Raw genomic sequence first — 14,359 nt, 5'->3', positions numbered from 1 at the left:
CGTCACCGTGAAGCCCTCGTTCGCTTAGTCGACACGCGTCGTTGAATCTGCGCGTCGATGGTCGCGGATCTGTTCGACCCATACGATCCTCCAGAAGTTCTAACGAGAGTCAGTATCTCTCGGGTCGTGGCTTATTCGGGTTCGGCGTAAAGTTCGGCTTCTGTCGACCACCGTGCCCTTGTCGATTCTCGTGGTCGTCGCCCCTGGTTTTTCCTTTCGATTGCTTCTGAGGTTTGTGTCCTGTTGCGTTGGCATTTCGCGCAGGCGTCTTTTTCCTGTTCGCACAGGCAACGTTCCCATTGCCATTTCCGCAGGCGTTTGCAGACACCTTGCTTCTACCCACGTAGGTAGTAGAGCCGATGCTGATTGGATGCTTCGCAGCGTTCTGAGCGGCCTTGCCAACCCCTAATGCTCCGAGGAGTAGGATACCCACTTCGGCGACACCGATCGACTCACCGATACAAAGGTCCCAGAAACACTGGCCTGTGAGGTCCATTTGGTTGATGGGGTCGACGGGGTAGGTGTACGCGTTCGCGTTTCCGCCGGGGACGGGGTCGGTGGAGAGGAATCGTCCGGTCATGGGGTTGTACAGCCGAACACCCATGAGGGTGAGGCCTGCGAGGGAGTCGTTGGAGCGTTGTTTGCTGCCGAGCCAGCCGTAGGGCGTGACGGCGTTGAGGTCGGCCTGGGCGAGGCTGGTGTTGAGGTCAGTACGCGGTAGCCCGTATTCGGTGGTCTCCTTGTACGAACCCGGCGTGAGGCCGGTAGCCGCCGCGGTGTCGGGCGCATTGGCGACGATGCTGCCTTGCATGTTGACGAGGTCGACGACGGCGGTGGTGGTTCCGGCGGTGGTGTCGTGGGTGATGGTGCCGGCCATGGAGCCGTCGATGCCGCGGAGGTAGCTGTCGTAGGTGGTGGGGCTGGTTTCGGCCCAGGCTGGGCTGTCGCTGTCGTCGCTGTAGTAGTTGGTGGTGCCGTCACTGATGGTGGTGATGCGGTTCTGGTCGGGGTCCAGGCCGTAGGCGAGGGTGGTGCTCGTCGGGGTGGTTTGGGTTTCGGTTTTGACCATGTCGTTGTCGTAGTAGGCGATGGTCGCGGTACCGGTGGTGCCCGTGTGGGTGCCGGTGCCGTTGGTGTCGGCGGCGGGGACGGTGAGGGTGCGGCCGAGCCCGTCGTAGGCGTACCCGGTGGTGGTAATGCGGTCGGATGTGTCGAAGGTGGTCGTTCCGAGGGTTGCGGCGGTGGGGCAGGCGGCTCCGGACGCGCCGGTGATGGTGGAGTAGCCGGTGCGGTCGGAGTTGGCGTTGAATCCGTACGCGCGGGTGGTGCATTCGGCGCCGGTGGTAGTGTCGCGAACCCTGGTTAGGCGCCCGGCGAGGTCGTAGTTGAATATCTGGGACGTGATGCCGGTGCCGCCGCCGCTGCTGGTCTGGTTTACTACGCGACCGTCGGCGCCGCTGGTCTGGGTGAACGCTAACCAGTTGGAACCGGCTTTGTCGTAGCTCAGCGATGTTTCGTTGCCGGCTTCGTCGTAGGTGGTGGTGGCGACGATGCCGTTGGGGTAGGTCTGGGTGGCCATTGTCCCGTCAGCGTCGTAGGTGGCGGAGAAGCTGGTCGTGGCATCTCCGGTGACGCCCTGGCTGGTGACCAGCCCGCGGTGTTCGGTGCCGGCGGTGTCGTCGTAGACGTAGGTGGTGCCGAGATCGCCGTTGGAGAAGTACCGCACCCGCCCGGCGATGTCGTAGGCGGTGACCGAGACGTTGAAGTTCGCATCAGCGTAGCGGTAGCGGCGTCCCAGGGCGTCGTAGGTGTTGCTCAGGGTCTGGGTGACGGTGCCGCCGACTGTCATGGTGGTGGACAGCAGCAGGCCCTTGGCGGTGGCCCCGGTGTCGTAGTTGTAGGTGATCAACGGTGCGGTGGTGGTGTCGCCGTTGATGCTGACCTGCTGAGTGGTCTCCCGTTCCACCGCGTCAAACGTCGTGGCGGTCGTGCGAGTCAACGTCCCACCGGTATTGGTTCCGACCTCGGTCGAGGTTGTGGTGTTGAAGTACATGTCGTACGCGGTGACCGATTTGGTCGGCAAGGGGTTTCCGGTGCTGTCGGCCGGTTTCGTTTTGCACACCATTCCAGCCCAGGCGTTGGAGAGGCATGAGGCGGGGTTGGTTGTTCCCGGTGTGTAGTAGGACGTCTGGGTGGTGGCTGCGGTGGTGCCGGTGGTGGTGGTGTCGGCGGGTAGGCGGGTTTCGATGACCTGCCCGGCCGCGTTGTACCGGGTCTTCGTCACCAGATCCGCCGTTGATGGGGAGCTGCCCATCTGCACGGTGCTAGTGGTGGCTTTGTGCAGCAGCCACCCGAGCGGCACCGCACCGGCGGTGGTGGTGTCGGGCAGCACGTCGGCGTAGCCCAGGACGGTGATCCGCTGTTCCGCGGCTACGTCGGTGCCGCTGTCGGCGTTGAACGGTGACGTCGCGGTGCTGGTCGGCAGCTGATAGTCCGGCTGACCGACCGTGGTGATCGCCGGTGCTCCGGTGTCGAAGGTCGTCGCGGTGTGATCACGACCGTTGTAGGTCAATGATCCGCCGCCGTTACGCATCGGATGTGTCGGGCTGAAGGTATCGGTCAGCTCTGACGGGTGGGTCGGTGAATAGATGTTCACCGTCGACAGAAGCGCCGCCCGGTCCGCGACCGACGCGGCCTGCAGGAGACTGCCTACCGGGTAGGGGTTGCTGACGGTGTTGCGCCGGTTCGCGGGGGTGAGGGAGGCGACGAGGTTGCCGTTGGTGTCGTACTGGTCGGCGCCGTATTGCCACGCACCAGCACCGTAGGAGGCGGAGTTGGTGACCTGCCCGTTCGGGTCGATGTAGGTGATGGTGGACCAGGGCCATTCCGTGGATCCGATCGAGGACGCGGTCGTGGAGGACGGGACCTTCGTCGGCCCGAACACAGCGGTTGCCGTGTAGGGCAAGTCCGAGAGCTGTCCCCAGGCCGCGGTGGCAGTGCCGCCGAGATCGATCGGTGCGCCGCTGCCGGTGACTGGAACGCTGTAGACCATGGTGGTCGTCGCCGTCGGGGTGCCGGAGATCGTCGGGTCGGGGCGTGACACCGTCGACACCCGCCCAGTGGCGTCATAGGAGATCGTCCACGGCGTGGCCGTCATTCCCGGCGGGCTGACCGTCGTCAATCGCAACGGTGCGCCGCTTTGGTAGGTGTACGCGGTTTTCAGCGGGTTGCTCAGCCGCGGGTCGTACTCGTCCAACAACAACCCGGTGCCGGACTGGTAGTCATACTTCGCGATCGCGATGATGTTCATCCCCGCACCGCCGGACTTGCCCGGGTCGTAGGCGGAGAGGTCGACCTCGGTCAGGCGGATCAGATTCGTCGTGCCCGGTGCGGTGCTGTACTTCAGGATGAGGCTGCGGCATGCGGTGTTGGTGTCCGCGTTCGTGTCGGTGCAGGCTGTGGCCGGGTTCAACGCGGCCGCGATGATCCGCGTGACCAAGGTTCCGGCCGCGATGCCGATTCCGGAGATAGCGGACCGGGCGTAGCTGGTCGTGGTGCCGCCGGTGCCTGGCTGTACCACGGTGTCCACCAGCCACGGCGAGGTCGGGGAGGCTTGTTTCCAGGTGGTGATCGTGCCGTCGGCGTCGTTGAGGACGAGGGTGTTGGCGTTGGTGCGGGTCAGCAGGGCCCCGGTTTGGGTGGCGTCATTGATCGGCACGAACGTGATCGGGTAGGTCGCTGATGCTGAGGTCTGCTGGTAGGTGTCGACCGACCCGTCGGAGTACTGCAGGTTCACATACCCGGAGTTGGCCGGCGCGCTGATGGTGACGTCCGCTGCACCAGCGTCAGGCTGCGGAAGCCCCGCGGTCCAGCCCGGACCGAAGACACCGGCCTGGTTGAGCTGACCGGTGGTGTCCGCGTTCTCCGCCGCCGGGTACAACGTGGTGAGGCTGCGGTTGACGGTCAGGTCACCGAGGTAGGCGGTGACGTCGACGTCGGTGGCGGAGACACGGTAGTCACCGTTCTGCAGCGACACCGTCCCCGGCCCGGCGTCGGTGGTGGCGTGGGAGTCGTCGAACGCGGCCGTGTACATCAGGTCCTGCGGTGGGGAGCAGACCACCGTCGAGGACCCGGTGACGGTGAAGCACCCTTCGACCTGCACCAGCGTGTCGCTGAGCGGTGTGCCAAGTGCTGACGTTGTCGATAGATCCCAGAGGTAGGACGCAGTGGCTGACACCGGGCCCGGTGCCGGTGTCGCACCGCCGGCGCCGCCGACGAGTGACAGGCTGGTGTTCGGCACATCGGTAAACGCCGTCGCCGGCAGAGCTCCGATGCGGTAGCGGTACTGCACGCCCGTGACGTTGCTGCTGACCTGCGTCGGGTGCAGAGTCACTGCTCGTTCGGTGCGGATCTGGCCGTTGGCGATGACCTGGCCGCCCTGATACCAACCCTCCAGGTCGATGAGGAAATGAAGCGTACCGGTGCTGTTATTCGTCACCTTGATACCGCCGTCGGCGCCGAGTTGCACGTTCATCAGGTTGCCGTGCGCACCACCTGCAGTGCTGAACGTCAACGACGCGAGGCCGGCCGGGGCGGACTGGTCATCGGCGTAGGCGACCAGTGATCCCGCTGCGGTGGGGCTGATGACGGTGAGGTTTGCCGCTACCGCCTCGATACCGGACCCGGCCACCGGGACTCCAGCCACACCAGCTACCTGCACCGTGGTAGTTGCGCCGGCGAGTACCGCAGCTCCTGCCCGGCTGTCGAACACTCGCGCTACGCCCGGGGTGAACGACCCAGACGGCGCCGCCGCAGCGAAGTAACCCTCGATGTCAACGGAGATATCGATTGCTGCTCCTGCACCGTTCACCCGCAACACGAACTGCCGTGTTGTGTCGCTAATGTCGATCGCGGCGCCGATCGACGTGGTGACGTTCGGCATGATATTCAGCGACCCAACACCGGGGGTGCCGGTCGGCAGGTACGGCGTGAGGTAATGCGAATCGGTCGTCGCGTAGCTCGTGGCCGTGATGTTCGCGAACACCGAGGACGCTCCGGTCGGGACGACGCTCGTCGGGACGGTCACGATGAGGTCAGAACCATTGGCAATCTTGCCGACCGTGGACGGGCTGAAGTTCACGCTGCCCGTCGTCGTGCTTCCGATTCGGGTCTGAGCGACCGGCACGTACCCGCCCGGTGCGGTCCCGCTCCCGCCGGAGGACGCCGTGTAATACCCCTGCACATCAATGATCAGATCGGCCGCCGTTGTCGCCTCGACCGATATCTGGCCGTTCGACTGGTTCAACGCAACGATCGCGGAGTTCATCGTCGGCGGGCCTGTGGTGGTGTAGTTGTAGTTCACCAGGACCACCGGCGGAGTAACCGGTGCCGCTGCTTGCGGAACGGCATACAGCAGACCCGTCGTGGCGTAGTTGGAGACCGTGAGCGTCACCGCCACCGCCGACACCCCAGTCGACGGCACATTCACAACACCCGTAATCTGGACGTTGCGCCACGTCGATGCCACCAGCTTATTTACCGGCGCCAACGTATTCAGAATGCGACCGGGCGGCAACGGAACGAACGTCCCCGCTGTGCCGGTTGACGCATCCGCTGCCGCTGGAGCTGCGTTGTGCAGCTGCACCGCAGCCTCCACCCCGACCGCCAGCGACATCACAACTACCGGCACCAGCAGAGCCGAAACCCAACGCCGAACCTGCTTCGCGGTCCGATGACGAAGCTTAAAAACTGAACGAGGGCGCGTTGAAAACAAGCGAGGAGCAGCCACTGGGGGTTCCTTCGGGGGTAAGGAGAAGCTAGCTGGGGATTAGGAAACGGTTAAGTGTGGACGGGAATGTAGCAGCGGCCGGAACCCCCGCACAAGCACCTACATCGCGCGGATTCTAACCACCACCCCGAGGCCCGCAAAAACAGGAACATTTCCAAACAGTCCAGTATTTACAAGGGAAACCGTTCGAACATCGTCCAACGCCGACACACAGCAGACTCCCACCAGCCGCCCTGGCTGGTGCCGCACGGGAATCGACGCCCGCAGGACGGTGCGGCCAGCTCATCGGCCGGGTAATCATTGGCGCAGCGGCACCGAGTCAAGCGGAGTAGGTAGGCCACACGTTGATCAGTTCATCCGATATCGACCGGATGCGGGAACAGCTGTTCTTCGAGGGTGTCGACGTGCAGGCCAAACTGAGCCGATTCTGGCTTCTGCTGTGCCTGGCGTCGGTGATCGCGTCAGCTGGAGTAGCCGGTGACTCCACGGCGACGGTCATCGGCGCGATGATCGTCGCGCCTTTGATGACGCCGATCCTTGGGATCGTCCTGGCGATGGTCCTCAACGACCGCGCCAACCTGATTCGATCGATCGTCGTGACCGTTACCGGAGCGGCAGCGGTGGTCGCGATCGGGTTCCTGATCGGTCTGACCAACAACGCGGACATTGTGGCGGCCACCAACACCCAAGTAGCTGCCCGCGTGAGTCCTCGACTGATCGATCTGCTGGCGGCGCTCGCCACCGGAGCGGTGGGCTCGATCGCGTTGGTCCGTAAGGACATCAGCGACACCCTCCCCGGGGTCGCGATCGCCATCTCGCTCGTTCCACCCCTGTCCGTGGTTGGTCTCACCCTCGAATCGGGCGCCGGCGACGAAGCTCGGGGCGCGTTGCTGCTGTTCGTCACCAACGTCTCGGCGATCCTGGCCAGCGGCGTCGTGATCATGGCTATCTACGGGCTGCTCGGCCGTGCAAGCCCCGGGACGGTGGCCCGTCGACGACGCCGCTGTGCGCAGCCTGGGGTGATCGTCGTCGCCGCCATGGTCCTCATCGTCGCGGCCCCGTTGACCCTGTCCTCGATCCGCATCGCCCACACTCGTAGCGTCCAAGACAGCATCACCGACATTGCCACGATGTGGGCCGGCGAGTCCAACTGGAGCGTGGACACCGTCGATCAAGGCGCAGACAACTACATCGTCCGGGTACTCGGCCCGCTGCCCGAACCCGACCCGAACCAGCTACGACATGACCTCGACACCGCCGGACTCCAGGACACCACCGTGGAAGTCGACCTCGTAGTCGAGGACCGGGTCACGCTGAACGGACACTGAACCCGCCCGACCCGGCCTAAACCCCACCGGTCAGCCCTGTCGCCGGAATCCATCCTCAACCCCCTGGACCCAGGGCGAGGGCCAAGGAATCAACCTAGCCATAAGTCCAGTCACGAGGCCCGAGACCGCGTCCCTTCTCGTGGGGCGCCCGAAACGTTCGGCTCGGCGTGGCCGAGGGCGGGCGTCTTCGGATCCGTCGCCGTCCTCGGAGCCGCTGACGGAGCGCGGCGCGACCAGTGGCGGGTCAGGCTTTCGAGACGGTCGGCGCGGGTGCGCGTCGGCCGAGCTCACCGGCGATCAGGAGCAGTGTGCCGGTCAGGACGAGGCTGGCCACCATCACGGTGACCAGCACCTCGGGAGTGTCCTGGAAGCTGGTTCCAGCGATAAGCAAAGCCGCGGACAGGTTGCGTTGCGCGGTGCCGAGCCCGGTCACCACTCGCTGGTCGCGACCCGATCCGCCGAGCAGGTAGCCAGCCGCGAGGCAGACGATGACGAGCACCAGGGTTGCGAACAGCACCCCGGTGCCGATCTGGTCCCAGATCTCAGGAAGCCCAACGAGCACCGCGGCGCCGATGCCCAGAGCGAGGGCCACCGTCGAGACCTGGCTCAGGGCCGGCGCGAGCGACGCGGATTGCCGGTACCGGGCGCGTACCGCCAACGCGATCGCCAGAGGTAACAGCATGAGGACCAGCAGCGGGCGAGCGATGTCCCAAGTGCTAACCGTGACGCCGTCGACGAGCACGGGAAGCACGAGTGGCACATACCCGACCGTGACCACCATAAGCAGCACCATCAGCCCGACCGAGTAGGCCACAGCTCCCCCCGCCAGCTGGGCCAGCTTCGGAAGGAACGGGGCGCCAGCCGCGACGCCGAGCAACATCAACCCGAGAGTCTGATTGTCGTCCAACCCGAACAACTCGGCGATCGCCCAGGCGCTCAGGGGCGCAACGACGAAGCTGGTGAGAAGTCCCAGCACCACCAGCTTGACGTCCTTGAGCGGGGTAAGGATCTGCCGGACGGTCAACGACAGGCCCAGCCCGACCATCGAACTCACCACGAAGGTGAGGATCGAGACGCGCGCGATACCGACGATGACGTCGCTCATGAGCTCGTCGTCGATCTCAGGGTGTGACGATCGCGAAGTCGGGGTCGCCCGGGTCGAGGACAGCGGTGAGCCGGGCCAGCACGGTGTCGTCGCCATGGATCTGGATACCAGCGGAGGTAAGCCGCTCAGACGACGGGGCGCCGAGCGCCAGAGCTGGCAGGCTGCGCAGCGTGGTTGTCAGGGTCAGATCGGCGGCGCTGGTCTGTTGGGCGGAGCTGTAGGTGAGGGTGCCGTTGGCGAGGCGGAGCCGGTAGCGTTTCTCGGCGTCGGTGAGCACGACGTCGATGGTGAGTTTTTCCTCCCATGCTGTGGGTCCGTTGATCTGGACGGCGATGGCATCGAAGAGCATCTCGGGACTGAGCTGGGCGACCATGTCCGGCGACGCGGTCACGGTGGGGGTGCCGAACTGTCCGTTGCGCAGCTCGTAGGCGCCGCAGAGGTAGAAGTTGCGCCAGGTGCCGTTCTCGGATCCGTAGCCGAGTTGTTCGAGGGTGTTCGCGAGCAGCTCCCGGGCTTCGGCGTGCTCGGGCTGGGCGAATACCACGTGGCTGAGTACCTCTGCCGCCCACCGGTAGTCGCCGTCGTCATACGCGGCTTGCCCGTTCTCGACCACCGCGTCGGCGCCGCCGCCGAGTTTGACGTACCGCCGGGCCTTCTCCACCGGGGTGTGTTCCCACAGGTGCGCGGGGTTCCCGTCGAACCAGCCAAGGTAACGCTGGTAGATCGCCTTCACGTTGTGACTCACCGACCCGTAGTAGCCACGCGTGGACCAGGCGTTCTCCAGCGCTGGAGGCAACGTGAGCTGCTCGGCGATCTCCGTCCCGACCAGCCCCTTGTTGAGCAGCCGCAGCGTCTGGTCGTGGAGGTAGGCGTAGAGGTCACGCTGGATCGTCAGGAACTCCAGCACCCGCTCGTTGCCCCACGTGGGCCAGTGGTGGGAGGCGAAGACGACCTCGACCTCGGCGCCGAACAGATCGATCGTCTCAGTCAGGTACCTCGACCAGACATGCGGGTCTCGCACCAGCGCACCGCGCAGAGTCAGCAAATTGTGCAGATTGTGGGTGGCGTCCTCCGCCGCGCACAGCACCTTCAGATCCGGGAAGTAGAAAAGCATCTCCGCTGGTGCCTCGGTGTCCGGTGCCATCTGGAAAATCATCCGGACCCCATCGACCGTCTCCTCCTGACCGGTGGTCGTGATCTGCAGAGTCGGCGCGATCAGGGTCACGGTCCCGGTCGAGGTGGTCTGCCCGAGACCAGCCCCGAGCGCCCCCCCGCGGGGTGCGAGGCAGCGCCGCGCCGTACATGTAACCAGCGCGTCGGCCCATCGCGGTCCCGGCGTAGACGTTCTCCGAGACCGCGTGCTCAACGAAACCCTCAGGCGCCAGCACCGGCACCCGCCCGGCGTCGACATCCTCCTGGGTGGTCACGCCTTTGACTCCCCCGAAGTGGTCGACATGACAATGGGTGTAGATCACCCCGGTCACGGGCCGGTCCCCACGATGCTCGCGATACAGAGCGAGAGCGGCCGCAGCAGTCTCAGTCGATATCAGCGGATCAATGACGATAACTCCGGTATCGCCCTCCACGAAGCTGACGTTCGACAGATCCATCCCCCGCACCTGATACAGCCCCGGAACGACCTCGAACAGGCCATCGGTGGCGACCAGCATCGACTGCCGCCACAGACTCGGGTTCACCGTCTGCGGGGCATCACCCTCAATGAAGCCATAGCTGTCGTTGTCCCACACCACGGACCCGTCATCAGCGGTCACAGCGTTCGGCTGACGACGCCCGAGACGACCGCGCGTCGCATCGTCGAAGTCACGCGTATCAGAAAACGGCAGGCTGTCCAAGATCGCCCGCTGCTGCCCGGCGACCGCGTCACTCGCGTCATGCGCAGAAGTAGTCATGACTCAACCCTCCTACCGCCACCACCCGCAAGGCATCATCCACCCGGGGTGAGAACCCTCGAAAGACATCTCAGCGGGCCGGCCAGGCTCGAACTGAACCACCCGCAGCTTAGGAACGTTGCCGTCAACGTGACCTTCGGACGGCTGGCGTGGTGCTGCAACGGCCCCGCGGTCAAGAACCTCGTGTCACCCGCTCTGTAAACCCCAGTCAACCCACCAGAGTCGTCACGAGGTTTTCGACACCCCTCGCCATCCGCGACCGGGCTCTCGCAACCAGTCGTTTCTGAGACGGCCTATCACGCACCTCGATGAGGACCCGGCAAAACCGGATTCCTCACCCGATCTGGCTTTGCCCCGGGACCTGGGTGGGTACCCGGTCACCGTCGATCAGGTAACTATCGTCAGTGGACCGGCGATGAACTGGTTTCACCAAAGCCGGAAGAACCAGCAGGGATAGTGCTCGTTCTCGTTCACCAGCAGCCCGCGCTTGCCGAGCGGGAATTTGAACGGCTCACCAGGATCCAGCACAGTGAAGCCGGCGTGCTGGTAGAAGCGCGCGGCCTTGCCGGGGCCGCATGCTCCGAACGTCATCGCCACGGCGTCGGCGTCAGGGCCGAGCAGTTGGGCGAACAGGCCGAGCGTGACCGCGCCGACGCCGCGGCCGCGCCATGCCGGCTCGACGACCAGGTGCCGCACGGTGAGCGCCATCCCCTGTTCGAACGTCGCGCCGGCCAAGACCAACGCCCCGATCATGGCTCCCTCGTTGTCGTGGGCGACGACAGCAGCCTCGGACGGCTCAGGCTCGTAGTTGTCGCTACCGAGAATGTGCTCTCGAACGAGAGCGGTCACTCGCGGCTGATCATCGGCTGCGGCGCGCGCCCAGGTGACACCGGCATCGACGAGCTTCTGCGCGTAACGAAAGTGCCGCTCCCGTGCTTGCTCGAAACTCCAGCCGTTCCACATGATCAACAACCTCTCCGTCAGACCCGGGCCGCCTGGTACGCGTCTGGGTGGCGCAGGGCCCCAGCACTAACACCAGCCTGGCAACTCCTCAAGCTAGCAATCGAGCGAGCCGGTCGAGGCCGTCACGGATCATTGTCGAGTAGCCGCCCTCAGGCAGGGCCGTCATTGAGTCCAAGCCCCGTCGCAGGTGGTCCCGGGCCCGATCTGCGTCACCAAGCTCGCGATAACACTCGCCGAGATTGAGATGCAGCGACGGGTAGAACGCGGCTACCGGTACGGCGACACCACCCTCCGCCGCGCGACCATCGGTCAGCGAGTCAGCTGCGTCTAACGCCAACAGATCCCAATGCAATTCGTCGTTCACGTCATCTCGGACGTCGGCCATCGAATGCGCGATCGCGCAGCGATGAAACGCATCGCCATCCTCGCCACCGATCGCATCCCACAGCTCGGCGAACACCTCACGCGCAGCCCCACGCTCACCCTGCTGCCGAAGCCCGATCCCCTCGCCCACACGCACCATCACTGCATCCGGCTCGACACCACTCTCTTGATCCTTCATGAGGCAGAAGCTAGATCATCACGCCGACAACCCCGTAACGGTTCGCCGTCGGCGGCTACTCCCGGTTGGCGCGCGCCCACGCATACCTTCTAATCTTGGTTCGTGGAGCTCCACAGAGAGCAGCAATTGGACCCCCAGTTTGCCGATGAGGTTGCGGCAATCAGGCGCCGACTTGGCGAACGTGAACTGATAAGCGTCCGGCTCGCTGCCGCCAGCAACGCCGCTACTCACCTCAAGTCTGCGGGCCAGACGATGCACGTCATTGGGCATCTCATCGGCGATGGCCGGGTGTCTGGCACCTCCACGCGCGGCAACGGCGACGACGCCCTCGTAGGCGTAGCCGTCTTGCTCCAAATCGCCGCCGAGCTACTTGACACCTCATCGGAACTTCTGTGCGGAACCCGTCACTATGCCGGCGCCGCGCTGCTACGCCAGGTGGTCGAGGTCGAGTACCTGACTTGGGCGTTCGCAAACGAAGAACGGGACGCTGCGGCATGGCTCAATAGCACCCACGACGAGCGAATGAGGCTATTTTCGCCTAAGCGGCTGCGCGGCGTAAGCGATGGGCGTTTCCGATCTGAGGACTACCAACATCACTGCGAACAAGGCGGGCACCCCGTCCCACGGGCAATCCCGCTCCTGGGGCAATCCGATTCGTCGGTAGCTCAGATGCTTATGCTGGATTTAATGCTCCATTGCTGGCGAATCACAGACAATGTTCTTTCCTGGGCGGAACGCACCGAGCTGGATGGCCGAACTGCGGGCAAGCTACTCGCGACACAACAGGTGTTTGCACAGTGGGGCCAAGAAGATCCGTTGTATCAGTGGGCACTATCCGCCCCGCTCGCTCCGTGAACTTTAGCCAAAGACAGCCGAGCTACTGACGATTAGTGCGCTGTTCGAAAACGCGTGCGATGATCGGTAGGTGGGATCTTCGGTTGACTGGATGCCCCACACCTCGCGCACCGAAGTCGCCGAACAGGAGTTCGTCCTGCACTGCCCGTCCGGGCCGGTTCCAGGCGTGCTCTGGACGCCTCGGCACGTCGCCGCCCTGGCACCGGTGGTGCTGCTCGGTCATGGAGGTAGCAGCCACAAGCGTAGTAACCGCATCCTGTCTCTAGCCGACTGGTTTACCCGCGCCGGGATCGCGTCGCTGGCCATCGACGGCCCCTTCCACGGGGATCGCGCGGGCGGGACGCGCAAGGAGAGCTACCAGATGCGCATCGCCGCGGAAGGTGCCAACCACGTGCTGGATCGAATGGTCGCCGAGTGGCTCGCGACCCTCGAGGCTGTCACTACCAACTTCCCTATTGATGCAACCAGGATCGGCTACCTCGGCTTATCTATGGGTACCCGCTACGGTCTGCCAACCGCTGCTGCCCTAGGCACCCGCGTTCGCTGCGCGGTGTTCGGCAAGTTCGGCCTAGAACGGACCAAACACCTTGCCCCCGCCCTGGACACCACCGCACGGATCGCGGCCGACGCCCCTAAAATATCCGCGCCCACGCTATTTCACATGCAATGGAACGACGAACTGTTCACCCGAAAAGGGCAACTCGAACTGTTCGACCGGCTCAGCTCACCGGACAAGCGGCTCATCGCCTTCACCGGTCAGCACAATCAGACAACCGCCAGCGCACCCTCCACTTGGCAGACGTTCATCGCCGAACATCTCCTCCACACTCATGGCGTCCCACAGCCAACCCAGAGTTAATTTTCAAAGTCCCGAAAGGGGTAGTTTCCGAGACTGTGGCCGTCGGTGGTCGCGGGGTGCCCGAGTCACGGCCGCTCAGCTAGAGGCCGGACGCGGATTAGCCGCTCCAGGATTTCGCTGATCTCCGCATCGAGCTCATCGAGGTGCTCCTCGGTTAGGTAGGCCTCGCCGATCCACTCGTGCGAGGCGACCCGCTGCTTCTTCGGTAGCGGTCGATGGGCGTAGGCCCGCGGGTCTCCCGGACTGGCCAGGACGCTGTGCACGACCACGTTTCGGCGCTCTTGCGCTTGTTCGATGTCCTCAAGTAACCGCTTTACTTCTCCGCGTACCGGCTCGGGGACCGCGTTGACATGTCGCCGGCAATGCTTGACCAGGTCGCGGCCGAACGCCCCAGCCACGTCCTGCTGTGCCTGGGTTCGATCGAGCGTCGTTGCGAGGTAGAACAGCCATTGCTCCATGAGGGCAGCGTGCGAGACGACCTTGCCGATCCGAAGGTAAGTCCGATCGGCCTGTTCGCGCCGCGGCTCGATGGACTGTGCTTCAAAGATCGTCACGGTGGCATTCTCTCGCGCTCGCGCAACTGGATAGCGGTTTCGCAACCCACTCCGGTCGCGACTGATATAACCGCACCAAGCCAGTCATTGATGCCGGGTTCAATTTGAACGGAGCAGGCTAGAGCGAAGCCTTGACTTCGAGGTAACGGTCACGAGCTGCTTTGGTCGCGCTAGTTAGCTCGACCCAGCGCGAGATGATGCTTAGGTCGTCCGTGCTCACTTCAGGGATGGCGTCGCCGGGGTTGAGCGGTTCGACGACGAGAGTGGCCTCGTAGGTTGGCCAATACGCAGACTCGGCCTTACGCGCTTCCCGCCATTGCGACAAAGCTTGCGCCAATTCGTCCTCTTCAACCATGCGGCAAGTATGCCGAGGGTTGCTGGTCTCAGTCGAGCCGTGGCGCGATCTTGATACCGCTGGAACCAAACCGAGTGATG

At 64.4% G+C, this 14,359-nt stretch carries 11 protein-coding genes; 3 read left to right on the top strand and 8 right to left on the bottom strand.

The genetic code is table 11. The annotated features are described in order from the left end of the window. Positions 1 to 109 precede the first annotated feature (109 nt). Positions 110 to 5,689, bottom strand: a complete 5,580-nt coding sequence (locus tag CPH63_RS11035) for an RHS repeat-associated core domain-containing protein (RefSeq protein WP_157749464.1) — start codon at positions 5,687 to 5,689, stop codon at positions 110 to 112. Between the two features lie 443 nt (positions 5,690 to 6,132). Between CPH63_RS11035 and CPH63_RS11030 the strand changes: the two genes are divergently transcribed. After that, positions 6,133 to 7,116, top strand: a complete 984-nt coding sequence (locus tag CPH63_RS11030; protein WP_197704660.1) for a DUF389 domain-containing protein — start codon at positions 6,133 to 6,135, stop codon at positions 7,114 to 7,116. A 244-nt stretch (positions 7,117 to 7,360) separates the two neighbouring features. Here the strand turns inward: CPH63_RS11030 and CPH63_RS11025 are convergent, their stop codons facing one another. The 5 genes from CPH63_RS11025 to CPH63_RS11010 all read right to left on the bottom strand — a co-directional run bounded on the left by CPH63_RS11025 (position 7,361) and on the right by CPH63_RS11010 (position 11,656). Further along, the gene (locus CPH63_RS11025; RefSeq protein WP_096303013.1) at positions 7,361 to 8,221 is read right to left on the bottom strand and encodes a bile acid:sodium symporter family protein; all 861 of its coding nucleotides are present in this window, start codon (positions 8,219 to 8,221) and stop codon (positions 7,361 to 7,363) included. Between the two features lie 16 nt (positions 8,222 to 8,237). After that, positions 8,238 to 9,128: an alkyl sulfatase dimerization domain-containing protein gene (locus tag CPH63_RS23685; protein ID WP_371364924.1), complete on the bottom strand. Its 891-nt coding sequence runs from the start codon at positions 9,126 to 9,128 to the stop codon at positions 8,238 to 8,240. Positions 9,129 to 9,204: 76 nt separating this feature from the next. Beyond that, positions 9,205 to 9,831, bottom strand: a complete 627-nt coding sequence (locus CPH63_RS23680) for an MBL fold metallo-hydrolase (RefSeq protein ID WP_371364921.1) — start codon at positions 9,829 to 9,831, stop codon at positions 9,205 to 9,207. A gap of 726 nt (positions 9,832 to 10,557) precedes the next feature. After that, the gene (locus CPH63_RS11015; RefSeq protein WP_096303012.1) at positions 10,558 to 11,094 is read right to left on the bottom strand and encodes a GNAT family N-acetyltransferase; all 537 of its coding nucleotides are present in this window, start codon (positions 11,092 to 11,094) and stop codon (positions 10,558 to 10,560) included. Between the two features lie 88 nt (positions 11,095 to 11,182). Next, positions 11,183 to 11,656, bottom strand: a complete 474-nt coding sequence (locus tag CPH63_RS11010; RefSeq protein WP_096303011.1) for a hypothetical protein — start codon at positions 11,654 to 11,656, stop codon at positions 11,183 to 11,185. 102 nt (positions 11,657 to 11,758) lie between these two features. Here CPH63_RS11010 and CPH63_RS11005 point away from each other — a divergent pair, with 102 nt between their 5' ends. Together CPH63_RS11005 and CPH63_RS11000 are read left to right on the top strand one after the other, a co-directional pair. Then, positions 11,759 to 12,511: a hypothetical protein gene (locus CPH63_RS11005; protein ID WP_096303010.1), complete on the top strand. Its 753-nt coding sequence runs from the start codon at positions 11,759 to 11,761 to the stop codon at positions 12,509 to 12,511. A 70-nt stretch (positions 12,512 to 12,581) separates the two neighbouring features. After that, entirely contained in the window at positions 12,582 to 13,370 is a 789-nt protein-coding gene (locus CPH63_RS11000; RefSeq protein WP_157749462.1) for an alpha/beta hydrolase, read from the top strand. A 65-nt stretch (positions 13,371 to 13,435) separates the two neighbouring features. Here the strand turns inward: CPH63_RS11000 and CPH63_RS10995 are convergent, their stop codons facing one another. Together CPH63_RS10995 and CPH63_RS10990 are read right to left on the bottom strand one after the other, a co-directional pair. Next, the gene (locus CPH63_RS10995; RefSeq protein WP_096303008.1) at positions 13,436 to 13,924 is read right to left on the bottom strand and encodes a hypothetical protein; all 489 of its coding nucleotides are present in this window, start codon (positions 13,922 to 13,924) and stop codon (positions 13,436 to 13,438) included. A gap of 118 nt (positions 13,925 to 14,042) precedes the next feature. After that, positions 14,043 to 14,279, bottom strand: coding sequence for a hypothetical protein (locus CPH63_RS10990; RefSeq protein ID WP_096303007.1), 237 nt, complete (start codon positions 14,277 to 14,279; stop codon positions 14,043 to 14,045). Between the last annotated feature and the right edge of the window lie 80 nt (positions 14,280 to 14,359).

Source organism: Jatrophihabitans sp. GAS493 (assembly GCF_900230215.1).
Lineage (GTDB): Bacteria > Actinomycetota > Actinomycetes > Mycobacteriales > Jatrophihabitantaceae > MT45.
This window is presented reverse-complemented; position numbering and strand designations above follow the sequence as displayed.